The organism is Streptomyces triticirhizae, assembly GCF_003696235.1.
Lineage (GTDB): Bacteria > Actinomycetota > Actinomycetes > Streptomycetales > Streptomycetaceae > Streptomyces > Streptomyces triticirhizae.
In genome coordinates, this window is sequence record NZ_RFFJ01000013.1 from 14,665 (window position 1) to 38,394 (window position 23,730).

Genomic DNA, 23,730 nt, shown 5'->3' on the forward strand with positions numbered 1-23,730 from the left:
CCCGGGGCTACTCGCCCGCCGGCCCGGGGAGTTCGACGCCCTCGGCGACGGGGGTGCCGAGGTTCGGCGTGCCGTCCGCGTTCCAGCGCACCGGCTGGGCGCGGCTGGTGCGGGTGCCGCTACAGCCGTCGGACGGCGAGGAGTTGGCGTGGTAGACGATCCAGGTCTCACTGCCGTCCGGCGAGGTGAAGAACCCGTTGTGTCCCGGGCCGTAGACGCCGGCGGCGTCGTCACGCTGGAGGATCGGCTCGGGGTGCTTGACCCAGCCAGCCGGGTCCATCGGGTCGCCGACCAGCTCCAACATGCCCAGCTTGTAGTCCGGGGTGTCGCAGTGCGAGGCCGAGTAGACCAGGAACGTCCGCCCGTCGTGGCGCAGGATCACCGGGCCCTCGTTGACGCTGCCGCCCTGCTGCTCCCACGCGTGGGTCGGCGTGGAGATCCGCACCCCGGGCGCCGCCGGGGTCCAGGGGTTGGTCAGCGGGGCGACATAGAGGTTCTGCGTGCCGCCCTCCCAGAACGAGTACAGGAGGTAGAGCCGGCCGTCGGGCATCGTGAGATAACTGCTGTCGATCATCCAGCGGTTGTCGCCATGGGGGTCGATCTGGCCCCGGTGGGTGTACGGGCCCAGCGGGTCGTCGCCGGCGCTCTCCAGCACGTGGACGTGCTGGTGGTCGATGTTCTCGGCGACGCCGGCCGAGTACGTCAGATACCAGCGCGGCCCGTCGGGGCCCTGGAGGCGGTGCAGCTCGGGCGCCCAGAAGTTGCAGCAGCGGCTGGGGTCGTTCTCGGTGTAGACGGTCACCGGCTCGGCGTTCCCCAGCCCGCCGAGGGTGTCGGCGACCCGCATCTCCCAGTGCGAGGCCCAGGTGGTACCCAGGTGGTAGTAGCGGCCCTCGTGTTGGACGATCCAGGGATCGGCGCCGTTCTCGGCGACGATCGGGTTGCTGAACGCGGCGGTCGGCGCCGGGTCGTCCGGCGCCTCCTGCGACGCGCCGGCGGGGCCGCCGGCCTGGAAGACCAGCAGCAGGCAGCCGAGCAGGGCGGCGGTCAGAGCGCCCAGCCGCCGCTTGCGGCGGAGGGGGTGAGGGGATCTCATCGCGGCTCCAGTGAGGGGACGTGTGTGGGGGCCATGCGGGCAACGGGCGCGGGAACGACCGGAGCGGTCGACCCGCCTGTTCGGCATATCGAACACATGCCGATATCCCGGAAACGCGAGGGTAGGGCGGAGCCGGGGCCCGGTCCAGGGACAAAACCGGCCCCATCCCCGGGGCAAACGTTCACCACGCGCGCGGCCGGCCGGCCCCAACTCCCGTGGCCGGCCCGCCGAACGAAAACCGGGTGTGGCGCGGTACGTTCCCGCCTACCCTCACGCGCATGACGCCGAGGGTGGAACGGCGGGCCGACCGGTGGCTCGCCACCGTGGCGGGGCGGCCGGCGGGCGAGTTGAGCTGGCTGGACCGGCCGGACGGGCGGCGGTTCCTGGTGGCGCGGGACTGCGCCGGCGAGGCCGTCGGGCCGCTGCTCGACGCCGCCCTCGCCGGGCTGCCGCCGGGGGAGTTGGCCATCGAGTGTGACGAGGCGGCCGACCAGGGACCGTTCCTGGAACGGGGGTTCACCGTACGGCGGCGCGAGCACGAACTCCGGCTGCCGGCCCGGGTGGCTCTCCGGCCGCTGCCGGCCGGCCTCGCCGTGATCACGGCCGCGACCGCCGACCCCGTGCGGCTGGCGGCGCTGGATGAGGCGTTGCGCCGTGACGTTCCGGGCGTGGGGAAGTGGCGCAACGACCCTCTGCGCTTCGCCGAACGGCTGCGGGCCGACCCGCAGTTCGACCCGGCCACCTGGCTGGTCGCCGTGGACGAGGCCACCGGCGACTACCGGGCCCTGGCCCGGATCTGGATCAGGGCGGGTGGCGAGCCGCGCCTGGGGCTGATCGGCGTGCTGCCGGCCGCCCGCCGGCGCGGCCTCGCCGGAGCCCTGCTGACCAGGGCGTTGACGGTGGTGGCCGAACGCGGCGCCGCCCGGGTGGTCGCCGGGGTGGACGACACCAACGCCGGCTCGCTCCGGCTGCTGCGCTCGCTGGGCGCCCAACGGGTAGGCGGCGCCGTCGAGTTGGTGCGCCCGGCCGTCGCGTGACGGCCGGGCCGGCACCGTCGGGAGACCGGGCGCCACCGCGCGGTCACTCGTACCCGGTGCCCGTCAACCCCAGGGCCAGGTACCGCTGGTACTCGTGGCCGTCCAGCGGGTTGCCCGTGTGCCGTGGCCGGCTCGGCGGGGTGCCGCGCATCCGGCGGTCGCCCTCGGGGCGCGACAGCGCGATCCCCTCGCCACGGGTCAACTCGGGTAGCGCGGCCAGCAGTTGGGGCGCCAGCCGGCTCGGCACCTCGGCGGTCAGGAGCCAGGCGTCCCCACGCTCCTCGGAGTTGAGCACCCGGCCCTCGGCCGTGGCCAGGTGGGCGGTCACCGCGCCGAGGGTGTCCGGCGGGATCTCGATCTCCAACGTCAGGCACGGCTCGAAGACATGGGTCCCGGCCGCCTGAAGGGCCCGCATCAGCACGACCGGGGTCAGGCCCCGGAAGTCGGCGGCGACGCTGTTGGGCGAGTGGTGGCCCACCCGGAACAGCGTGACCCGACAGTCCGTCACCTCCCAGTTGTGCAGGCCCTGACGCAGGGTGTGGAACACGGCCTCCTCCACGGCCTGGTGGAACGCGCGCGGCATCGCGCCCCACTCCACGTTCCGCTCGAACCGCACCCCGCCGCCCGGCGGCAGCGGCTCCACCCGCAGGCCCACGGTGGCCCAGAACTCGTTGGGTCCCCGCTTCCTCAGCTCCGTCAACGACTCCCCGACGCCCGCAGGGCGCTCGAAGTAGACCGGGGTGACCGGCGCGAAGACCGCCTCCACGCCGAAGTCGCGGCGCAGCCGCTCGCCGATCACCTCGCGCTGCACCGCCCCGTAGAGCAGCACGCTGAGCGTCCCGTCGAACGCGGTGCGCGTCCTGATCAGCGGGTCCTCGTCGGCCAGCGCCGTCAGCGCCGCGTGCAGGGCCACCCTCTGCTCGGGGCGGGTCGGCGCCACCACGGTCTCCAGGCTGGGCGGGGCGAAGTGCGTCGGCTCCGCCGCGCGCGGCGGCGACCCGATCCGGTCCCCGATGCGCACCCCGGGCAGCCCGTGCAGCCGCCCGATCTCCCCGGCGCGCAACGGCCGTTCACCGTACCCGGGCCCGACGGCGTCCGGTCCGTCGCCCGGCGCGACGACCTCGATCCGGCCGATCCGGCCGCCGAACTCGCCCTCGGCGCCCCCGGGTTCGCGCCGCCGGAAGGTAACCCGCCGCCGGGCGCGCAACTGCCCGTCGAAGAGCCGCAGATACGCCACCTTCGCGCCGTCCCCGCCGCGTTCGACGGCGAAGACCGTGCCGCTGGGCGCGGCCTCCTCGCGCGGCTCCCGGGGCGGCGACAGCGCGGCCAGCGCCCTCGCGAGCGCGGGCACGCCCTCCCCGGTGAGCGCCGAGCCGGCCAGCACCGGGTGCGCCTGTCCGGCCGAGGTCCGGGCCGCCAGCAGCGCGCCCAGCTCGCCGCCGGACGGCGGCCGGTCCTCGACCAGCCGGGCCAGCAGCGTCTCGTCCCGCTCGGCCAGCGCCTCCGCGACCTCGGCCGCCACCGCCGGGTCGTCCAGCGGGCGCGCCCGGGCCGCCGCCCGGCGGCTGCCGGCGTCGAGCACCGTGGTCAACGGGACGGCGGCCGGCGTCAGCCGCGCCCGGATGTCGGCGAGCAGGGCCGCGGGGCGGGCCCCCGGCCGGTCGATCTTGTTGACGAAGAGCAGGGTGGGCAGCCCCGTTCGGCGCAGCGAGCGCATCAGCACCCGGGTCTGCGCCTGGACGCCCTCCACGGCGGAGAGCACCAGCACGGCCGCGTCCAGCACCGAGAGGGCGCGTTCCACCTCGGCGATGAAGTCGGGGTGTCCCGGGGTGTCCACGAGGTTGATCTGGCGGTCGCCGAGCGCGAAGGGGGCGACGGCGGTGCGGATGGTGATGCCGCGTTCGCGCTCCAGCTCGCCGGCGTCGGTGCGGGTGCTGCCGGTGTCGACGCTGCCCAGCCGGGCGATGGCGCCGTTGTCGAAGAGGAGGCGTTCGGTCAGGCTGGTCTTACCCGCGTCGACGTGGGCGAGCACGCCGATGTTCAGAGTGGGCAAAGGCACGGAGGTCCTCGGAGATCAGGAAGGAACGGGTGGACGCTTCGACTGCTCCGAAGTGACGCCGCATCTGCCTCTCCTGTCCGTTTCCGTTCACACATCCGTATCCGTGCGCGCGGTCGGTGCCCCGGTCGAGGGGATCCCGCCCGGGCAGCGTACTCGCGCCACGGCGCGACGCCAGCCATTAAACGCCGGCGGCGCGACCCGGAGGCCCGACCGACCGAAACTGGCCTGAACAGGGCGGAAACGGACCGGTGTTCGCTGGTTCCCTTAGCTCCGGTGCACCTAGAGTGAGCAGACGCTCCACGGGGGGCGTCGCCCGGCGGCGGCCGATGCCGGCGTGGGCGTGCAGCGGACATGCGGAGTCGGCCCGGAATGGTGTACCAGGTTCCACCGGAGACAGCACACTTCGTCGATCGGGAGGAAGAGCAGGCCCGGGCGTTCCGCGCCGTCTCGGAGTGGAAGGGCGCCTCGCGGCCGCTGTGCCTTGCCCTCAGCGGGCTGGGCGGCACGGGCAAGACCGAGCTGGCCTACCGGCTGGCCCGCACCCTGCGCGACCGCTACCCGGACGGGGTGCTGCACGTCGACCTGGACGACCTGCGCCGGGACGGCGCCGTCGAAGTCACCGACGCCCTGGGCCAGTTGCTCGCCGCGCTGGACGTCGAGGGCCGCTGGCTCGACCGGACCCTGCGCGACCGCAGCCGGCAGTACTGGGACCGCACCGACGGACGCCGGCTGATCGTGCTGATCGACAACGCCCGCACCGCCGCCGAGGTGGTGCCGCTGCTGCCCGCCTCCGGCGACAGCCTCGTCATCGTCGCCAGCCACGGCCCGCTCTACGACCTGGAGAGCGGCTCCGCCGTCGAGCTGCCGCTCGCCCCGCTCGCCGACCGGGACGCCACCGAGCTGCTGCGGCTGATCGTGGACGACCCCCGGCTGGTCGAGGAGCCGGAGGCGGTCGGCGGGCTGCTGCGGCTGTGCTCGGGGCTGCCGGCGGCGCTGCTGGTCGCCGGGCGGTGGATGCGCCGCCACCGCAGGCGGCCGCTGGCCCGGCTGCTGGCCGAGCTGGACGCCCAACTCACCGACAGGGGACTGCCGATGATCGAAGCCGTGTGGGACGCCGCCTACCGTTCCCTCGACGAGAACGCCGCCCTGCTCTACCGACTGGTCCCGCTCTTCCCCGGCGGATCGTTCACCGCCGAGGGCGCGGCGGCGCTGCTGGGCCGGGGCCGCGAGGCGGCGGACGACGCGCTGGACGCGCTGGAGACGGCCGGGCTGCTCGACCCGAGGGGCCAACGGACGCGGCTGCCCGACCTGTTGCGCGCGCACGCCGAGCGCAGGTCGCGGGAGGACGGCGACGAGGAGGAACGGCGGGCGGCGGCGACCCGCGCCGTCCGCTGGTATCTGCGGCAGGCGCAGCGCGCCGACCTGCTGGCCGCCGGGCCCCGCCTGACCCTGGCCGCGCCGGCCGGGCCCGTGCCGGGAGCGCCCGACGTCGAGTTCGGCGAGGGCCGGCCCTCGGACGCCCACCGCTGGCTGGAGGCCGAACGCCACGCGCTGCACGGCTCGGTGGCCCTCGCGCTGCGGCTCGGCCTGCACGCGGAGTGCTGGGCGCTGGGCGAGCCGCTGTGGACCCACTTCCTCGACCACCCGCACCACGCGGAGACCGCCGAGTCCTTCGGCCTGGCCATCGAGGCCGCGCAGCGCGACGAGAACCCGCCGGCCCTGGTGCGGATGCGCAGCCAGCTGGCCCGAGTCCACTGGGAGCGGGGCGAGTTCGATGAGGCGTCCGAGCAGCTGACGCAGGCTCAGGCCACGGCCGCGCTGCTCGGCGACGGGGAACGGGACCGCAAACTCGCCGCCTCCGTCGTGGAGTTCAGGGGCACCCTGCACGGCAGGCGCGGCGACTGGCAGTCGGCCGCCGCCGACTTCGCCGAGGCCCGGCGGGCCCACCGGGCCATCGACAACGCCTACGGCGTGCTGCTCGGCACCTACCGCCTGGGCGAGGCGTTGGCCGCGCTCGGCGAACTGGACCGCGCCGAGGAGCTGTTGGCGCAGGCTCGCGCCGGCGCCGAGGAGCGGGGACGCGAACGCATCGCGGCCCGCGCGGCGTTCGCCCTGGCCGGCGTGCTGCGCCGCCAGGGGCGTGCCGCCGAGGCCCGCCCGCTCTATGAGGCGGCCCTGGCCGCCGCCCGCGCACGCGGCGCCGACTGGGACGAGGCCCGGGTGCTGCGCGCCTACGCCGACCTCGCCGAGGAGCAGGGCGAGCGCGCGGAGGCGGCCCAACTCCGCGCCGCCGCCCAGGCGATCGAGGAACGGCGCGGGGCCGCCGCCGGCTGAACCGTCCGAGGCCGAACGGGCCTCCCCGTCCCCCCGCCACGGGAAGGCCCGTTCGGCGTTCGACCGCTCTGCCCGTCAGCACTCGCCACCCCAGCGCGCCCACTCGAAGGTGACCGGGCCCGAGACAGTCCTGTAGTTCGGCGTGTCCGGCGGGTAGTGCGGGCAGCCCTCCACCACCTCGCCGTCCCCTTTCGTCACGCGATACCAGATGTGGTCGGCGTTCTGGTGGTGCACGCCGTTGTTGTAGATGCGGATGCCCGTGTTGGATGTGAGGTTGGTCTCGATGTCCCCCTGCGACATGCGCGTCGGCTCGCCCTCGAAGCTCGGGGTGTCCCAGACACACACATAGCCGCGCGGACAGTCGGCCTTGGCGGCCGACGCCGAGGGCGCCAGGGTCAGGGTGGTGGCGGCGACGGCGAGCGCGGCCCCCGCCGCGCCGACGGTCCTGCGAAAACGCATGAGGTCCCCCTCCGTTCACGACCCCGCCGGGATCGGCGGGGGATCTCAGCTTGCCGCCGGGGGAGGGGGATTGGGCGGCGCTTCAGTCCCGCGTGAAGGGACCCCGAGATCGCGCCGCCGATGCTATGCGGCCTGACGTCCCGTCACACCGCCCGCCCGGCCTCCTCCGCCGTGGCCCGACGCAGCACGACGGGGAACGGCCGGCCGCCGACCACGGCCGTGAACGCGCCCACACCGTCCGGGCGTTGGAGCAGCCGGGCGTGCGCGGCGCACAGCGCGGCCACCGGGTCGGTGTGGATCAGCCGCCCGCCCGTCGCCAGCGGCCCCAGTTCCAGCGCGAGCGACGGGCCGCCCCTGGCCCGCAGCACCACCCGGTCCGGGGAGAGCACCACGCCGGCCGTGGCGCACCCCGGATGGTCGTCAAGCGCCGTGTCGATCCAGCCGGCAGCCGTCCACGCGACCCGGTGCGCGGCGCCGGAACGCTCGACGTGCCGATAGAGCAACCCGGCGCTCTGGGCGTGCCGTTCACCCGCCACGCCCTGCTCGGCGGCGAGGAAACGGGCCGGCGCCTCACGCCACGGCGGGTGCCGTTCCACGGTGACCCGCTCGCCCGCCACGGTGGCGTTCACCGCGAACGCCGCCGGCACGCGCGGCGGTTCGGCCAGCACCGGCAGCGGCTCCGGCTCGGGCGGCGGGCCGACGGGTGCCAACTCCAGTAGCCCGTAAAGCTCTTCGCGTAGCAGCGCCAACGCCCGCCCGCGCCGGGCGAACGCCGCGTCGGCGGCGGCCCCGACACCGGGCGGCACCGGCGCCGACAGCAGCGCTGGCAGCTCCTCGGCGGCGGTCAACCGGGGGCTGGCGGCCAGTAGGTGGGCCATCGGGCTGCCCGGGATCAGCTCCCGACCGCCGTCATACGCCGCGATCACCCGCCGGCCCAGCGCTGCGGCGTAGAGCGCGGTCGAACCGTGGTCGGTGACCACGGCGTCCGCCGCCACCAGCAGCGTCGCCCACTCGGCGTGCGGCCCCGGCGCCAGCAGCCCCGCCCGCAACGCCGGCCCCAGCCACTGCTCCAGGTCGAACGAGCCCAGCTTGCTGCGCTCGTTGGGGTGGGCGACCAGCGCCAGCTGATAGCCGTCGCACGGCAGCGACCCCAGCAACTCCGTGGCCAGCCTCGGGCGTTGGGCCAGCAGCGACTCCGTGCCCCAGGTCGAGGCCAGCACCACCAGGCGCCGCGCCCCGGTGCCCAACGCCGCCCGGTACCGGTCCCGGTGCCCCACCGAGGCCAGCAGCCGCTCCAGCGTCGGGTCCCCGACCACCACGGCGCGGGCGGCGGCCTGCGGGCTGGCCTCGGCGAGCCGGGTCACCTGCTCGGGATGCGCCAACAGATGCCGGGCGGCCACGGTCGCGCCGCCGGCCAGCAGGAACGCCGGATCGAGCCCGGAGGGCGCGCCCTCGGTGCCCTCGTCCGGCAGGGTCTTGCCGAAGCCCGCGCCGTGCGGGAGCAGGGCCAGCGTTCCCTTCAAGGAACTCAGCTCGCCCTTGGGGCTGGCCGCCACGATCAGGTCAAACCTGTCGGCGTTCGCCCGCCCCCACGGCACCGTCCTGCCCCCGGCGCGCTCCACCGCCACCAGCGCCTCGGCGTCGAACTCCGAACCGGGAACCAGCGTGAACCTGCGGGCGATCCTGTCGTCCCCCGCGAAGACCGGCAGCACGTCCAACAGGCGGTGGAGCGCGGTCGCCGAGCGGGCCGCGAAGAGCACCGTCCGGGCCGTGCGCCGGTTGTCCGCCGTCGCCGCGCCGGCGGCGGACCTGGGGCTGTCGCCGCTGGTCACCGGCGGTTGCATGGGTTGTCCGACGGCATGGCTCGATCGTACTCGTCGGGGGTGGGAGGGCCAGCCGCCCTGGGAAGAATGCCGGCATGACGGAGTGGGGAGTGGCGTTGATCGCGGCCGGCTCGGCGTTGCTGGCCAGCCTGATCAGCGGGATCTTCGCCCGGTCGGCCGGCCGGCGGCAGGCGGCGGCGATGCTGGAGACGGTGCGCATCACCGTCGAGCAGCAGCGGCAGGAACGCGCGCTGGCCGCGCGCCGGGCCACCTACCTCCGCTTCCTCGACGCCGCCGAGACGGTGCTGCTGGCCCGCAGGGTCGGCGGCTCCACCGCCGAGGACCGCGCCGCGCTCCAACGCGCCATGGGCGCCGTGCAGTTGGAGGGCCCGGCGGCGAACGAGGCGAGCGCCCTGCTGGAGGCGCTGCGCCGCGAGCGCGGCCTGGACGAGCTGGAACGCGCGCGGTTCGCGTTCATCGCCGCCGCGCGGGAGGCCCTCCGGGCGGCGGACGCGCCGCGGGTGTGAGGGGGCGGTGCCGCCTGGCCCGGGAGGCCCGGGGGCCTCCCGGGGTGGCCGGATCAGCGCGACCGGTCGTAGACCAGGGCGATCTCGCCCAACTCGCCGGTCTCCTGGTGCGCGAGGTGCCAGCGCGAGCCCGGCAGGCCGTCTTCGAACAGCCGCTGCCCACCCCCGACGATCTCCGGAACGATCAGGAGATACAGCCGGTCCACCAGGTCCGCCGTGAGAAGCGGCTTGATGACGCTGGCGCTGCTGTTGACGAGGATGTCGCCCTCGCCGGTGGCCCTGAGGTCGGCGACGACGTCCGAGGCCGGCGCGTTCACCACGCGGGTGTGCTCCCACGGCGCCTCGGTCAGGGTGGTCGAGAGGATCACCTTCTCCACGTCGACCAGCCACTTCGCGTAGCCACGGTCACGTGGGTCGGCACTCTCGTCCTCGGCGACCGACGGCCAGTACCCCAAGAACCCCTCGGCGTTGACCCTGCCGAGCAGCGCCGTCGTCGCGCACTCCCAGATGCGGGTCAGGTGGTCGCGCGCGACCTCGGAGGTCACATAGGGGGCGAACGCGGCGAAGTCGTGCGCCCCGCCGGGGCCGTTGTACCGCCCGTCGAGGCTGAGGGCCAGGTTCGCGGTCACCTTGCGGCTGGTCGGGTGAGTCATGTGGTGCTCCTGGTGTTGGTGCTGGTGGTGTCTTGCGGGTCCCCGGCGAGGGTCGCCGCGAGTTTGTCGAGGCTCTGGCCGAAGCCGATCTCGATGCCGGCGACGAAGTCCGCCGCGTCGACGGTGCTGTCGCTGATCCGCCAGTGGGCGTCGAGGCCGGTGCCGGTGCCGGTGGGCGTGAGCCGGAGGTCGATGTGGGCGGTGAAGGCGACGCCACCGCCGGGCAGCGTGGGGGAGAGTCGGTAGACGAGGCGCTCGCCCGGGAGGAGGACCTCGACGGCTCCCTCCGCGCGGCCGACGACCTGGTCGGAGCCGCCTGAGTCCTCGGCGTCGCGATACTCCTGGATGATCCGCCCGCCCGGCCGTGCCTCGAAGACCAGCTCCGAGACGCGCAGGTCGTCCGGCGTCCACCAGTGGGCGAGCAGGGGCACCTCGGTGAGGTGGCGCCAGACCAGCTCGGGTGGCCCCGCCAGCGAACGGTGGAACTCGAACGAGCGGCCGTCGGCCCACCCCGGCTCCGCGGCGGCGAGCCGTTCCTCGCGGAGGCGGAGTCCGTAGCGGTCGTAGGTCGCGTGCGAGCTGCCGTCCTGGTCGGCGGTGTCGGCGAGTTGGTTGAGCGCGGCCGCCAGCTCCCGCAGCGGGGCGGACCTGAGGGCGTAGACGCGGCGCTGGCCGCTCCGCTGGGAGGAGACGATCCCGGCGCGCTCAAGGGTCTGGAGATGCTTGGTCGTCTGCGGCTGGCGCGCCTCGGCGAGCTGGCTGAGAACGCCGACCGAGCGGGGTCGCTCGGCCAGCAGTCCCACGAGCCGCCAACGGGCTGGATCGGCCAGCGCGATCAGGAGTGCGTGCATGGCCACGAATATTCCCCATCGAGAATATTCGTGTCAAGGAATAAATTGAAACCTCGCGCCTGCCGTCTTCGCCGCCCGCCCCCGCCGGGGGCGGGCGGCGCCGCCGCGCGCTCCCCGAAACCCCCGGAGGGAACCCGCCGGATGGGCCCGCCGGAGGGAAAGCGTCAGACCTCCACCAGCACCTTCCCCCGGCTGGCCGCCCGCAGGGCATACAGGTTCTGGTACGCCGTCGGGAACGCGTCGAAGCCCCGGTGGATCGTCTCGTCGAAGGCGATCTCGCCGCGTCGGACCGGTTCGCCCACCTCGCGGCGGAGCGTGGCCAGGTTCTCCTCCGTGAACCACTCCTCGGCGAAGATCCCGCGAATCGTCGTGCGCGGGAACATGATGTACGGCAGCAGCCTCGGGCCCATCCAGTCGCCGTTGACCGTCGTGGACCACTGCCAGCACACGGCGACCCGGCTGTAGGGCCGCAGCATCCGGAACGCCGCGTCGGTGACGCTGCCGCCGAGGTTGTCGAAGTAGCGGTCGATGCCGTCGGTCGCGGTCAGCAGCGCCTGGTGGGTGGCGTCCACGTCGTCGCCCTGCCGGTAGCGCACCACCCGGTCGAAGCCGAAGCGTTCCAGGTAGGGGATCTTCTCCTCGCTGCTGGTGGTGCCGATCACCCGCGCCGCACCGGCGCGCTTGGCGAGCTGCGCGGCGAGCGTGCCGATCGCGCCGCTGGCCCCGCTGATCAGCACCGTGTTCCCCGGCTGGACGTCGAGGAACTTCGTCACGGTGCCCCAGGCCGTGATCCCCGGCGTGCCCATGATGCCCAACGCCGTGGTGAGCGGGAGCCGTTCGTCGTGGTCGGCCGGGTCCAGGCGGCGCATCGCCGGCAGCCGGAGCGGGAAGCCGCCGTACCGCCAGACCCAGGCGCGGCCGTCGCTGACCAGGTGGGTGCGCCAGCCGCCGAAGCCCTGCACCAGGTCGCCGACGGCGAACGACGCCTCGGGGCCGGCCTGGATCACCTCCATGATGGAGTCGCCGCCGACGTGGTGTCCCAGCGGCGTCTCCAGCGACAGCCCCACCAGGTACGGGTCGACGGAGACATAGCGGGTCCGCAGCAGCATCTCGTCCTCGCGCAGCGAGACGTTCAGCTCCTCGGTGACCTTCTCGTAGATGCGGCTCGCCTCGGGGATGCCGGGAACGTGCTCGCGGACGACCCACTTCTCGCTCTTCAACGTGAGTGCTCCTCGGTGAGGTTGGGGACGGTGACCGGCCGCCGGGTCGGTGCGGGGGCCGGCTGTTCGGCCAACGGGCCGACGGGAATGACGAGTTGGCGGGGTGGCGGGAGGTGCCGGTCGATCTCGGCGGTGAACTCCCGCCCGTCGTCACGGCAGATGAACTGCATGACCTGCCGCCCGGCGGCCGCCGCGCGGATCAGCCCGCCGACGGTGACCCAGACGCCCGACATGTAGAAGTTGGCCAGCCCCGGCAGGACCGGGCCCAGGCGGTTGATCTCGCGTTCCAGGGTCTCGCCGCCGTCCTCCATGAACGGCTGCCAGCCGGGGAACGCCCCGTTGTGCGCGGCGGTGTAGCGGATCTGGGTCAGCGGGGTGGCGACGTCCCGCACCGCCACCGCGTCCCGCAGCCCGGGGAAGCGCTCGTCGAGAAACGCCTCAAGGGTTGTGCGCACGCGGCGCTTCGCCGCCAGGTACGCCTTGCCGTGCCGCACGGGCAGGGTGTGCAGGACCTGGCCGCGCCGCACCCGGCTGGCCTGTTCGGGGCCCTCGCGCAGCGCGCGCCAGGGCGCGGCCTCGGAGAAGTACGTCGCGTACACCACGCTGGTTCCGGCGGGGGACAGCTCGGGGTAGTGGCGGTCGCGGAACTGGACGTTGACGCTCGGGTGCCGCATCCCCGGGAGCCGGTCGGCGAGTTCGGGGTCGAGGAGGTAGGTGGTGCAGGGGTCGGCCTCGGGGAAGTCGCGGCGCAGCCCGAGGAAGAGGGAGACATAGCCGGGCGAGAGCATCCCCGGCTCGTCGATGGTGCGGGTGTAGAGCCTGCGGTAGGTGTCGTTGAGGTAGCGCCCGCCGAGCATCCCGAGCACGGCGGTGCGCATGTCGCAGGCGGCGACGACGATGTCGGCGCGGAACTCCCGGCCGTCGCTCAGCCGCACGCCCACGGCCCGGTCGTCCTCCACCAGGATCTCCTCGACCCTGGCGTTGTAGGTGATCTCGCCGCCCAGCCGCCGGTACCGCTCCTCGATGGAACGGGCCAGCCCCAGCGAGCCGCCCTCGGGCACGCCGGCCGAGCCGTTGGCGTGCGAGGCGAGCTGGAAGTAGAACGGCAGGACGGGGAAGTCGGGGTGCTTCTCGTAGAGCACGAAGTTGAACGCCTCGCGCAGCAACGGGTGTTGGAAGCGCCGCGCGTAGTCGGTCATCAGCTCGGTGATGGACCGTCGGATGGCGTTGAGGTAGGGGAGGAAGGAGGCCATCATCCGCCACCGCTCCAGGCGGCCCATCATCGCGACGGGTTTGAGGAACGGGTAGACGTCCAGGGCGCGTTGGAAGGTGCGCAGGTTCCGGCAGAAGTGCCGGATCTGGCGGGCGTCGGCGGGGGAGATGGCGGTCAGGTGGCGGCGCAGCCGCTCGGGGTCCGAGTAGAAGTAGACGGCCCGCCCGTCGCGGGCCCGGACGACGTTGAAGACGTCGAACTGCCGGATCGTCTTGCCCTGGAGGGCGCCCAGCTCCAGCCAGATCTGGTGCATCTCGTTGCCCGGGCCGCTGCCCAGCAGCCAGGAGACGCACCAGTCGAAGGTGAAGTCGCCCCTGGCCCAGGAGGTGCAGGAGCCGCCGGGGATCTCGTGCATCTCCAGGATGTGGGTGCGGTAGCCGTTCATCCTGGCGTAGGCGCCGGTGGCGAGGCCGCCCAGGCCGCCGCCGATGATGATCATGGTCTCTCGGGTCCCTCGTGGATCTGCCATCCTCCTGCGCTCTCCCTCTGTTCTCGCTCCTGGTGCTGTCTCGCGCCCCGCTGAGCCCGGGGCGGCCCCGGGCGCCCGGGCTCAGCGGGGCGCCCCGCCGTTGCACGGGCCGGCGTCCTGTCCGGCGTCCTGGCCGGTCAGCAGCGACCGCACCAGTGCGGCGGTGTGCTCCACCCCGTCGGCGTCGAGCAGTTCGGCGTGACCGCTCCCGCCGCGCAGCACGACCGTTCCGGCCGTGCCCGCGCCGTGCCAGCTGCCGGCGCCGCCCGGCGCGTACAGCTCGGCGTTGCCCCGCTCGGTGATCACGCCCAACGCGGCGCGCAGCGTGCCGGAGTTGGGCGTGCGGCTGGCGAACTCCAGGTAGTCCCTGGCCTGTTGGCGGGTCTCCTCGGCCACGACGCGGGAGCCGGTGTGGCGGCGCAGATGGTCGTGGAGTTCCTCGTCGAACGCGTCGAGCACCCGCTCGGTGAGCTGGAACGTCGCGGTCTGCCGGGGCGAGTCCACGACCACCACGCGTCGCACCGAACGGCCGCGCGCCTCAAGCGCCTTGGCGACCTCGAAGGCGAGGTTGCCGCCCAGCGAGTAGCCCAGCAGGTCGAGCGGCCCCTCGGGGGCGATCCCGGCGACCTGGTCGGCGTAGCGGGCGACCTTGTCGTCCCCGGCCAGGTAGTTGAACGCGACCAGCCGCCACTCGGGCAGCCGCTCGGCGAGCCGCCGGTAGACCAGGCCGTGGCCGCCGGCCGGCGGGAAGCAGAACAGCGTCGGCTCCCGGTCGGCGTTGAACGTCAGCCAGGGGCGGGCCCCGGCCAGCCGTCCGGTGACGACGGCCTCCACCGTGCCGGCCATCCCGTGCAGCGTGGTCACCCGGAACAGCTCGCTGACCGGGATCGTCACCTGGAACTCGACCTGGAGCGCGTGGATCAGCTCGATCAGCCGCACCGAGCTGCCGCCCACCGCGAAGAAGTCGTGGTGCAGCCCGGCGCGTTCGACGCCCAGCAGCCGCCGCCAGTGCGCCGCCATCCGCTGCTCGTAGAGGGTGACCGGCGCCTCGTAGGGAACGGCGTCGCCGCCGGCGGCCGGGGCCGGCAGCGCGGCCAGGTCGACCTTGCCGTTGGGGGTGAGCGGCAGCCGTTCCACGGCCACCAGGTGCGCGGGGATCAGCTGGGTCGGCAGCGCGGCGGCCAGGTGGCGGCGCAGCTCGGCCTCCTCGGGCGCGTCCCCGGGGACGCCCGGCACCCAGTAGCCGCAGAGCGCCGGCTCGCCGGCCGCGTCGGCCCGCACGGTCACCACGGCCTGGGCCACGCCGGGGACGGTCAGCAACTCGGCCTCGACCTCGCCGGGTTCGATCCGGTGGCCGCGCACCTTCAGCTGTGTGTCGGCGCGGCCCAGCAGCCACACCAGCCCGTCGGCGTCCCAGGTGGCCAGGTCCCCGGTGCGGTAGCGCCGCCGGCCGTCGCCCAGCAGGTCGGTGCGGAACCGTTCGGCGGTCAGCTCGGGCTCGCCCACATAGCCGAGCGCGACCCCGCCGCCGCCGATCCACAGCTCCCCGGTCACCCCGGGCGGCACCGGCTCGCCCCGCTCGTCCAGCACCCACAGCGTGGCGCCGGGGAACGGCCGGCCGATCGGCACCATCCGGTGCTCGTCCATGCCCTCGGTCGGGCCATCGAAGAAGCAGCTGTCCACGGCCGCCTCGGTCAGGCCGTAGGAGTTGACCACCCGGGTCTCGGGCCCGGCCAGGGCGACCAGCCGCCGGTACTCGCCGACCTTCCAGGAGTCGGAGCCGACCACCAACAGCCGCAGGAAGTCCAGCCGTTGGCCGGTGGACTCGCAGTAGGCGGCGAGGGTGCGCACCACGGCCGGCACGAACTCCGCGCAGTCCACCTTCTCCTGACGCATCGTCCGGTAGAGGGCTTCGGTCTGGAAGAGCAGCTCGCGCTCCACCAGCACCAGCCGGCCGCCGGAGCCCAGGGCGCGGGCGGTGTCGCCGAAGAACACGTCGAAGGACGGCGAGGCCAGTTGGAGATGCACCCCGACCTCGCTCTCCAGCAGGTAGGCGGCCCGCCAACCGGCGTAGGAGTGGGCCAGGTTGCGGTGGCTGACGGCCACCGCGCGCGGCCGGCCCGTCGATCCCGAGGTGAAGACCAGATAGGCCGGGTCGTCCAGGCCGGCGGGCCCGCCCCCGGCGCCGCCCGGTGTCTCCTCGTCCGCCGCGCCCTCCAGGTCGGCCAGCGCGGCCGTGGCGCCGGGCAGCCCCTCGGGCGCCGGCCCGTCGACCAGGGTCAGCGCGACGCCGGCCGTGGCCGCCATGGTCGCCAGCCGCGCCGCCGGATAGCCGGGGTCCAGCGGAACGCACGCGCCCCCGGCCTTCCACACCGCCAGCAACGCCACCAGCAGCGCGGGCGACTTGGGTAGGCACAGGCCCACCGCGGCGCCGGGCCGCACGCCCCGGGCGCGCAGCCGCCGCGCCAGCGCGCCGGCCCGCCGCTCCAACTCGCCGTAGGTGAGCCGGATCGCCTCGCCCGAACCGTCGGGCAGCACCACCGCCACCCGTTCCGGCGCGCGCCGCGCCCAGCCCGAGACCAGCTCGTGCACCGGCCGGGTCACCGTGACGGTCTCGCGCGCGCCGCTGAACTCGTCCAGCAGCCGGGCGCGTTCGTCCGCCGCCAGCATCGGCAGCGCGGTAGCCGAACGTTCGGCCTCGGCAAGGGTCAACGCGTCGAGCAGCCGGGTGTAGTGGCCGGCCATCCGCGCCACGGTCTCGGGCAGGAACAGGTCCGAGTTGTACTTGAGCACGCAGTGGAACCGGCCGTCGGCCGCCTCCTCGTACGCCGAGAGCGTCAGGTCGAACTGCCCCTCCTCCTCGGGGAGTTCGATGTACTCCAGCCGGTAGCCGTACTTCTCGGTGGCGACCCGGTGGTGCAGCAGGATGAACATCGCCTGGAAGACCGCCGAGCGGCTCGGGTCGTGGGCGAGGCCCAGCCGCTCCACCAGCAGCACGAACGGGTACTCCTGGTGGTCGAGGCCGCCCAGCACCACCGTCCGCACCCGGCGCAGGAGTTCGGCGACGGTCGGCTCCCCGGACAGGTCCAGGGCGAGCGGCAGCGGGTTGACGAAGTAGCCGTAGACCGAGCCGAACTCCTCCCTGGTCCGCCCGGTCACCGGGCTGCCCACCACGATCCGCTCCTGGCCCGCGTAGCGGTGCAGCAGCAGGTAGTAGGCCGCCAACAGCACCATGAACACGGTGGTGTGGTGCTCCCGGGCCAGCGCGTGCACCCGGGCGCTCAGCTCCTCGTCCAGCGCGAAGAACTCCGAGCCGCCGTTGTGGGTCCGCACCGCCGGCCGGGGCCGGTCCGTCGGGAGCGTCAACACCGGTGTGGTGTCGGGCAGTTGGTCCCGCCAGTAGCGGAACATCCGCTCGGCCTCAGGGCTGGCCAGGAACGTGTTCTGCCAGTTGAGGAAGTCCAGGTAGTGGGTGGTGGGCGCGGGCAGTTCGCCGGTGCCGCCGCGCCGCAGGTCCTCGTGGACCGCGAGGAGTTCCTCGATGAAGGTGAACGTGGAGATGGCGTCCGAGATGATGTGGTGGACGCCCTTGGTGATGATCCAGCGGTCGTCGGCCCGCCGCAGCAGCCGGAACCGCACCAGCGGGTCGCGTTCCAGGTCGTAGGGCCTGCGGTACTCGCGGATGATCAGCTGGTGGATCGCCTCCCACGGCTGGTCGGCGACGTCGAAGACCGCGCTGTCCTCGCGCGGCTCCGGCGCGATCCGCTGCACCGGACTCCCGTTCTCCAGAAGGAAGTTGGCGCGCAGCTGCGGATGGCGGGCCAGCAGCCGGCGGAACGCCTCCAGCATCAGCTCCGGGTCGAGGGCGGCCCGCACCTCGACCGCGCCGCCGATGTTGTAGGCGAAGCCGTCCGGGTCGAGCTGCTTGAGGAACCACAGCGCCTTCTGGTTCTGCGTCAGCGGGTAGCGGGTCGGGTCGGTGAGAACCGGAACGGCCGCCCCCTCCGAGCCCTCATCGCCCTCCGCCAGCCGCGCCAGCAGCTCCTGGCGCAGCTGGCCCCGCAGCTCGCCGACCGTCGCGCCGCTCAGCAGCGCCACCACCGGCAGCGTCACCCCCAGCTCGGCACCCAGCCGCGCCCGCAGCTCCATCGCCAACAGCGAGTCCAGGCCGAGGGGCTGGAGTCCCGTCTCCGCGTCGAGCCGCTCGGCCGGCACCCGCAGCACCGCGCCCACCACGGCGGCGAACCGCTCGCCCAGCAGCCGGTCCCGCCCGGCCTCGTCGGCCGCGGCGAACGCGGCCGCGAACTCCTCGGCGCCGGCCGCCCCTTGACCACCCGCCCCGTCCGTGCCGCCGGCGGCGGCGCCAGCGGCCAGCTCGGCGACCAGCGGCGGCGGAGTCGTGTACCAGGACAGGAACGTCGGCCAGTCCGCCACCGTGGCCACCAGCAGCTGTGGAACGTCCTGCCCGACGATCCGCTCCAGCACCGCCATTCCGGCGGCCGGCGCCAGCGAGGTCATGCCCCTGGCCTGCCGGTAGTGCTCGACCAGCCCCAGCTCCTCGATCATCCCGGTCGCCCACGGGCCCCAGTCCACGCTCAGCGCCGGCAGCCCCAGCGCCCTGCGGTGGTGGGCCAGCGCGTCCAGGAACGCGTTGCCCGCCGCGTAGTTGGTCTGTCCCGCCGTCGGCAGCCAGGCCGCGACCGAGGCGAAGAGCACGAAGTGCTCCAGCGGCTCCCCGGCCAGCCGCCGGTGCAGCGCCCAGGCGCCCAGCACCTTCGGGTCGTGCACGGCGGCGAACGTCTCCCGGTCCATCCCCGCCAGCAGCGTGTCCCGCACCTCGCCCGCCAGGTGGAAGACGCCCCGCACCGGCGGCAGCGCGGCCGCCCGGTGCCCGTCGAGCCACGCGCCGAGCGCCGCCTCGTCGGTCACGTCCACCGTCACGGGCGTGACCTGTGCCCCCAGCGCCTCCAACTCGCTGACGAACCGGACCCGTTCGGCGGTCCGCTCGTCCAGCCCGGCGACCTCACGCCAGCGGGAGCGCTCCGGCAGCGCGGTGCGCCCCAGCAGCACCAGCCGCCGGGCCCCGCGCGCCGCCAGCGTCCGGCACAGCAGCCGGCCCAGCGCGCCGAAGGCGCCCGTCACCACATAGCAGCCGTCGGCGCGCAGCCGCAGCGGCAGCGGCCGGGTCAGCCCCGACGGCGGCCGCAGCCGGCAGCCGAACCGCCGCCCGCCGCGCAGCGCCACCTCGTCCTCGCCGGCCCCGCCGACTCCGTCAGCCCCGGCGCCGCCCGCCCACAGCTCGGCCAGCAGCGCCTCGGCCTCCTCGCGCGGCCCGGCCGCGCCCGCGCCGTCCAGGTCGACCAGCACCCCGGGCCAGCCCGTCAGCTCCTGGTAGCGCAGCACCCGCACCACGCCCCAGGCGCGCGCCCCGAACGGCGCCACCGGCTCCCCGGCGCGCACCGCCTGGCTGCCCCTGGTGACCACATGCAGCCGCCCGGAACGCCCCGAGGCCAGCAGCGTCCGGGCCAGCGCCACCAGCCCATACGGGCCCAACGCGGCGTCTGCGGGGGACAGTTGGGCATCGGCGGCCGGCTGGTCGAGCGCCCTCAGGTCCACCACCGCGTCGCACGCCCCGAGCCCGTCCAGCGAGCGCGCCACCTCCTCGGCGACGTCCGCCCCCAACGGGCCGTCGGCCCGCACCAGGTGGCAGTGGCCGCCCCGCTCGGCGACCAGCGCGGCCAGCGCGTCGGCCACCCCGCCGGGCGGGTCGGCGAGGACCAGCAGACGCCCGGGCGGCGGCGCCGACTCCCGCTCCAGCGGCGGCAGTTCGTCCCAGGCGGGCGCGCTGAGCCAGCCGTCGACGGTGGCCGTCGAGACCGCGCCGGCCGCCCGTTCCACGTCGGCGGCGCGGAAGCCGGCCACCGCGCCCAGCGGCGCCCCGTCGTCCCCGTACACCGTCAGGTCGCCGACCAGCAGCTCGGCCGTCCGCTCGGTGACCCTCGCCCGCACCCACACCGGGCGCTCGCCCACCGGGCCCAGCCGCACCTCGTCGATCGCCACCGGCAGCCGCACCGCGCCGCCCTCCCGCGCCGGCTCGCCGGCGAGCGCCCCGGCCAGCAGCGCCTGGAAGCAGGAGTCCAGCAGCACCGGGTGCAACTGGTGGTCCCCGCCGTCGTGTTGATGCGCCGCAGCCGGCAGCCGCAGCCGGGCCAGCGCGCCGTCGGGCCCCAGCCACAGCTCCTCGATCCCCTGGAACGCCGGCCCGTAGTGGTAGCCGTGCTCCGCCAGCAGCCCGTACACCTCGGGCCCCGAGCGTCGTTCCGCCGCCCGTCTCCGCTCCGCCGCCAGGTCCAACGGGGCACCCAGGGAACGGGGTTGGCCGCTGCGCACGGTGCCACAGGCGTGCGTGACCGGCTCGGGCCCGCCCGTGGCCACCACATGGAACGCGGCCGACTCCGGGGCGAACGTCAGCCGCACCGGCACCGCCCGGTCCTCCGGCAGGAACAGCGCCCGGCGCAGCTCCACCTCCGCGACGGCCGTGTGCTCCCCGCCGGTCAGCGCGCGCACCGCCTGCGCCGCCATCTCCAGATAGCCGGCCGCCGGGAAGAGCGCCCGCCCCTCGACCCGGTGGTCGCGGAGATAGGGCGCGCGTTCCAGGTCGAGGGCGGTCTCCCAGGCGGGCGCGGCGCCCGGCAGCCTGCGGCCGAGCAGCGGGTGGTCCCGCTCCCCGAGCCGCACCCCGGCCACCGCCGGCGGCTCCGTCCAGTACCGCTCGTGCCGCCACGGATAGGTCGGCAGGGCGACGGGCCGGCCGGCGGGGTGCAGCGCGTGCCAGTCCGGCTCAACGCCCAGCGTGAACAGCGCGCCCAGCGTGCGGGCGAACCGTTCCGGCTCGTTCTCGCCCCGCCGGATCGACGGCAGCGCCAGCCCGGCGACCTCGCGGCGCGCCAGGCACTCCCCGATGGAGTGCCCCAACACCGGGTGCGGGCCTATCTCCAGGAACAGTTCGAAGCCGTCGTCGACGAGGCGGTCAACCGCCGCCTGGAACCAGACGGTGTCCCGCACATTGCGCCACCAGTAGTCGGCGTCCAGCTCCTCGCCGCGCGCCACCGCGCCCGGCAGCGCGGTCAGATAGAGCGGCACCTGGGCGCGGCGCGGCTTGAGGTCGGCCAGCGCCTCGCGCAACTCGCCCTCGATCAGGCGCATTCCGGCGCTGTGGTAGGGCACGTCCACGTCGAGGAAGCGGGCGAAGACCCGCTCGCCGCCCAGCTCCTCGGCGAGTTCGGCCAGCGCGGCCGACTCGCCGGCGAGCGTCACCGAGCCGGGCCCGTTGACCGCCGCCAGGTCGATCCGCCCGCCGTACCGCCGCGCCCTGCGGGCGGCCTCCGCCTGCGGCAGGCCCACCGCCAGCATTCCGCCGGTGCCCACCAGCCGGTGCTGGAGGCGGCTGCGGTGCACCGCCACCGCGACGGCGTCCGCCAGGTCGTACACCCCGGCCTCGTGGAACGCGGCGATCTCCCCGGTGCTGTGCCCCACGATCGCGTCCGGGGTCACGCCCCGGGACCGCCAGAGCGCCGAAAGCGCCGTCTGGAGCGCGAAGTTGGCCGGCTGCGCCAGCCAGGTCTCCGCCATCAGGGAGCGCTCCTCGTCGGCCAGCAGCTCCTCGCGCAGCGACCAGTCCACCAGCCGCGAGAACTCCCGGTCGCAGCGGTCGATCGCCTCCCGGTAGACCGGCTCTTCGGCGTAGAGCCGCCGGCCCATCGCCCACCACTGCGGGCCCATCCCGGTGAACACCCACACCAGCCGCCGGCGCAGCCCCTCCCGGCGCTGCCCGGTGACGACCAGGGGGTGCGGCTCGCCGCGCTCGGCCGCCGCCAGCGCCTCGTCCAACTCCTCGGCGGAGGAGTAGGCGACGGCCATCCGCCGCCCCAGGTGCTCCCTGCGGTGCGCCAACGTCCAGGCCACGTCGGCGAGCTGACCCTCGTTCAGCTCGCGCCGCACCGCGCCGGCCAGCTCGGGTAGCGCCTCCTCGGCGCGGGCGGTCAACGGCAGGACGGTGTAGGCGGGTTGGGGCGACTCGGGCGCGTCGGGCGGGGCCTGGGGCGGCGGCTCCTCCAGCAGCACATGGGCGTTGGTGCCGCCGAAGCCGAACGCGTTGACCCCGGCCCTGGCCGGCCCCTCGTGCTCGGGCCAGGGCGTCGCCTCCCGGGGGATGCGGAACGGGAGCGCCGCCTCGTCGATCGCCGGGTTGAGCCGCTCAATGTTGAGCTGCGGCGGGATCGTGCGGTGCTTCAGCGCCAGCGCGGCCTTGATCAGCCCGGCGACGCCCGCGGCCGACTCGGTGTGCCCGATGTTGGCCTTGACCGAGCCAACGTAGGGCAGGTTCCCGGGAGTTCGGCCGACGGGCAGGGCGCGGGCCAGGGCGGCGGCCTCGATCGGGTCGCCGACGGCCGTCGAGGTGGCGTGCGCCTCCACGTACTGGAGGTCGCCCGGGGTGATCCCGGCCTCGGCGCAGACCCGTTCGATCAGCCGGACCTGGGCGTCGGCGCTGGGCACGGTGATCCCGGCCGTGTGGCCGTCCTGGTTGACCCCGCTGCCGGTGATCACCGCGTGGATGGGGTCCCCGTCGGCCAGCGCGTCCGCCAGGCGCCGGATCGCGACCAACGCCACGCCCTCCGCCCGCACATAGCCGTCGGCCGAGGCGTCCCAGGGGCGGGAGCGGCCGGCGGGGGAGAGGAAGCCGCCCTTGGTCTCGGCGATGGTGTACTGAGGCGCGGAGTGCAGCAGCGTGCCGCCGGCCAGCGCCAGGCCGGTCTCGCCCCGCCGCAGGGACTCGCAGGCCAGGTGGACGGCGACCAGCGAGGAGCTGCACGCGGTGTCCAGGGAGAGGCTGGGGCCCCGGAAGTCGAAGCAGTACGAGATCCGGTTGGAGACCATCGTCATCATGGTCCCGGTCGCGGTGTGGGCGGCCAGTGTCTCGAAGTCCAGGTCGGCGAACTGGAGGATCTTGTAGTCGAGGGTGAACGCCCCGACGAACACGCCGACATCGGTGCCGGCCAGCCGCCCGGGGAGCTGGCCGCCGTCCTCCAGCGCCTCCCAGGCCACTTCGAGCAACTTCCGCTGCTGCGGGTCGAGATGGGCCGCCTCGCGGGGGCTGATGCCGAAGAAGGCGGGGTCGAAGGCGTCGAAGCCGTCGATATAGCCGCCGCGTCCGCCGACCAGGCGGCCGGGCTTGTCGCGGTCGGCGCTGCCCAGGGTGGCCACGTCGTAGCGGTCGCGTGGCGTGGGGGTCAGGCAGTCCCGGCCCTCGACGAGGTTGCGCCAGTAGGAGCGGTGGTCGTTGGCGCCGCCGGGGAAGCGGCAGCCGATGCCGACAATGGCGAATCCGCCGGAGCCGGGGCCGAATTCGGACGCGGATTCGGACCTGGAGTCGGCCCCGGATTCGGGGGAGGCGGGGGCACCGGGGCAGGAGGGGACGGGGACGGAGTTCTTCATGGTGATCCTTCGGGGATGACGCGGGGATGGGTCAGCCGGAGGAGGGGGGACCGTTTGCCCGTCCCGCCGTTTCGCGGGAGAGGACAACACGCCAAGAGAACCGGAATATCCCGAGGGGCATTCCTGTGGTCGTGCGGTGATGTGATCGTGTGCCCTCATGGTAAAGGCGGTGTGTTTCCGTGGGTGACGCTCGGTGGCGTCAACGCGCGCCGGCGCACGGGGAGTTCACCGGCGGAGCGAACGGCGTGAACGGCCCTGACGTGCGACGTTGCCGGCGGAGGTGGCGTCGGGGGGAGGGCGCCTGGCCGCGCGCCGATTCACGAAGAGGCGATCAGGGGAAAGCATTTCTGATTTCCCGGTTCGAAGGTGTGAACGGGCGGGTTCGGGGCGTGCTTTGGAAACACGCGCCCCGGGATGCGGCGTTTCCCGGGCCC

The 23,730-nt window shown here is 74.5% G+C and carries 12 protein-coding genes; 3 read left to right on the forward strand and 9 right to left on the reverse strand.

Features of this window, described 5'->3' with window-relative positions; translation table 11 throughout:
* Positions 1–7: 7 nt before the first annotated feature.
* Positions 8–1,096: a glycoside hydrolase family 43 protein gene (locus EBN88_RS04640; protein ID WP_122182507.1), complete on the reverse strand. Its 1,089-nt coding sequence runs from the start codon at positions 1,094–1,096 to the stop codon at positions 8–10.
* Positions 1,097–1,374: 278 nt separating this feature from the next.
* Here EBN88_RS04640 and EBN88_RS04645 point away from each other — a divergent pair, with 278 nt between their 5' ends.
* Positions 1,375–2,133 (forward strand): GNAT family N-acetyltransferase, encoded by a 759-nt coding sequence (locus tag EBN88_RS04645; RefSeq protein WP_122182508.1) that lies wholly within the window; start codon positions 1,375–1,377, stop codon positions 2,131–2,133.
* Positions 2,134–2,176: 43 nt separating this feature from the next.
* Here EBN88_RS04645 and EBN88_RS04650 read toward each other — a convergent pair whose 3' ends face one another.
* Positions 2,177–4,192: a translation factor GTPase family protein gene (locus EBN88_RS04650; RefSeq protein WP_325052722.1), complete on the reverse strand. Its 2,016-nt coding sequence runs from the start codon at positions 4,190–4,192 to the stop codon at positions 2,177–2,179.
* Positions 4,193–4,561: 369 nt separating this feature from the next.
* Here EBN88_RS04650 and EBN88_RS04655 point away from each other — a divergent pair, with 369 nt between their 5' ends.
* Positions 4,562–6,526, forward strand: a complete 1,965-nt coding sequence (locus tag EBN88_RS04655) for a tetratricopeptide repeat protein (protein WP_122182510.1) — start codon at positions 4,562–4,564, stop codon at positions 6,524–6,526.
* A 75-nt stretch (positions 6,527–6,601) separates the two neighbouring features.
* Here the strand turns inward: EBN88_RS04655 and EBN88_RS04660 are convergent, their stop codons facing one another.
* Positions 6,602–6,985 (reverse strand): peptidase inhibitor family I36 protein, encoded by a 384-nt coding sequence (locus EBN88_RS04660; protein WP_122182511.1) that lies wholly within the window; start codon positions 6,983–6,985, stop codon positions 6,602–6,604.
* Positions 6,986–7,128: 143 nt separating this feature from the next.
* Positions 7,129–8,817, reverse strand: a complete 1,689-nt coding sequence (locus EBN88_RS04665; RefSeq protein WP_233580456.1) for a translation initiation factor 2 — start codon at positions 8,815–8,817, stop codon at positions 7,129–7,131.
* Positions 8,818–8,903: 86 nt separating this feature from the next.
* Here EBN88_RS04665 and EBN88_RS04670 point away from each other — a divergent pair, with 86 nt between their 5' ends.
* Complete coding sequence (locus tag EBN88_RS04670) at positions 8,904–9,335, forward strand: hypothetical protein (protein WP_122182512.1); 432 nt, start codon at positions 8,904–8,906, stop codon at positions 9,333–9,335.
* Positions 9,336–9,388: 53 nt separating this feature from the next.
* Here EBN88_RS04670 and EBN88_RS04675 read toward each other — a convergent pair whose 3' ends face one another.
* The 5 genes from EBN88_RS04675 to EBN88_RS04695 form a co-directional block, all read right to left on the reverse strand.
* Positions 9,389–9,988, reverse strand: coding sequence for a dihydrofolate reductase family protein (locus EBN88_RS04675; protein ID WP_122182513.1), 600 nt, complete (start codon positions 9,986–9,988; stop codon positions 9,389–9,391).
* Positions 9,985–10,839 carry a metalloregulator ArsR/SmtB family transcription factor gene (locus EBN88_RS04680; RefSeq protein WP_122182514.1) on the reverse strand — a complete coding sequence of 285 codons (855 nt, stop codon included), beginning with the start codon at positions 10,837–10,839 and terminating at the stop codon, positions 9,985–9,987. The genes EBN88_RS04675 and EBN88_RS04680 overlap by 4 nt, the downstream gene beginning before the upstream one ends.
* Positions 10,840–11,003: 164 nt before the next feature.
* Positions 11,004–12,059 (reverse strand): MDR family NADP-dependent oxidoreductase, encoded by a 1,056-nt coding sequence (locus tag EBN88_RS04685; RefSeq protein WP_122182515.1) that lies wholly within the window; start codon positions 12,057–12,059, stop codon positions 11,004–11,006.
* On the reverse strand, positions 12,056–13,801 hold the full coding sequence (locus EBN88_RS04690) for a phytoene desaturase family protein (protein ID WP_233580457.1): 1,746 nt from the start codon (positions 13,799–13,801) through the stop codon (positions 12,056–12,058). Before EBN88_RS04690 ends, EBN88_RS04685 begins: the two co-directional genes overlap by 4 nt.
* 81 nt (positions 13,802–13,882) lie before the next feature.
* A complete protein-coding gene (locus tag EBN88_RS04695) occupies positions 13,883–23,296 on the reverse strand; it encodes a non-ribosomal peptide synthetase/type I polyketide synthase (RefSeq protein WP_122182517.1) in 9,414 nt (3,137 codons plus the stop codon).
* Between the last annotated feature and the right edge of the window lie 434 nt (positions 23,297–23,730).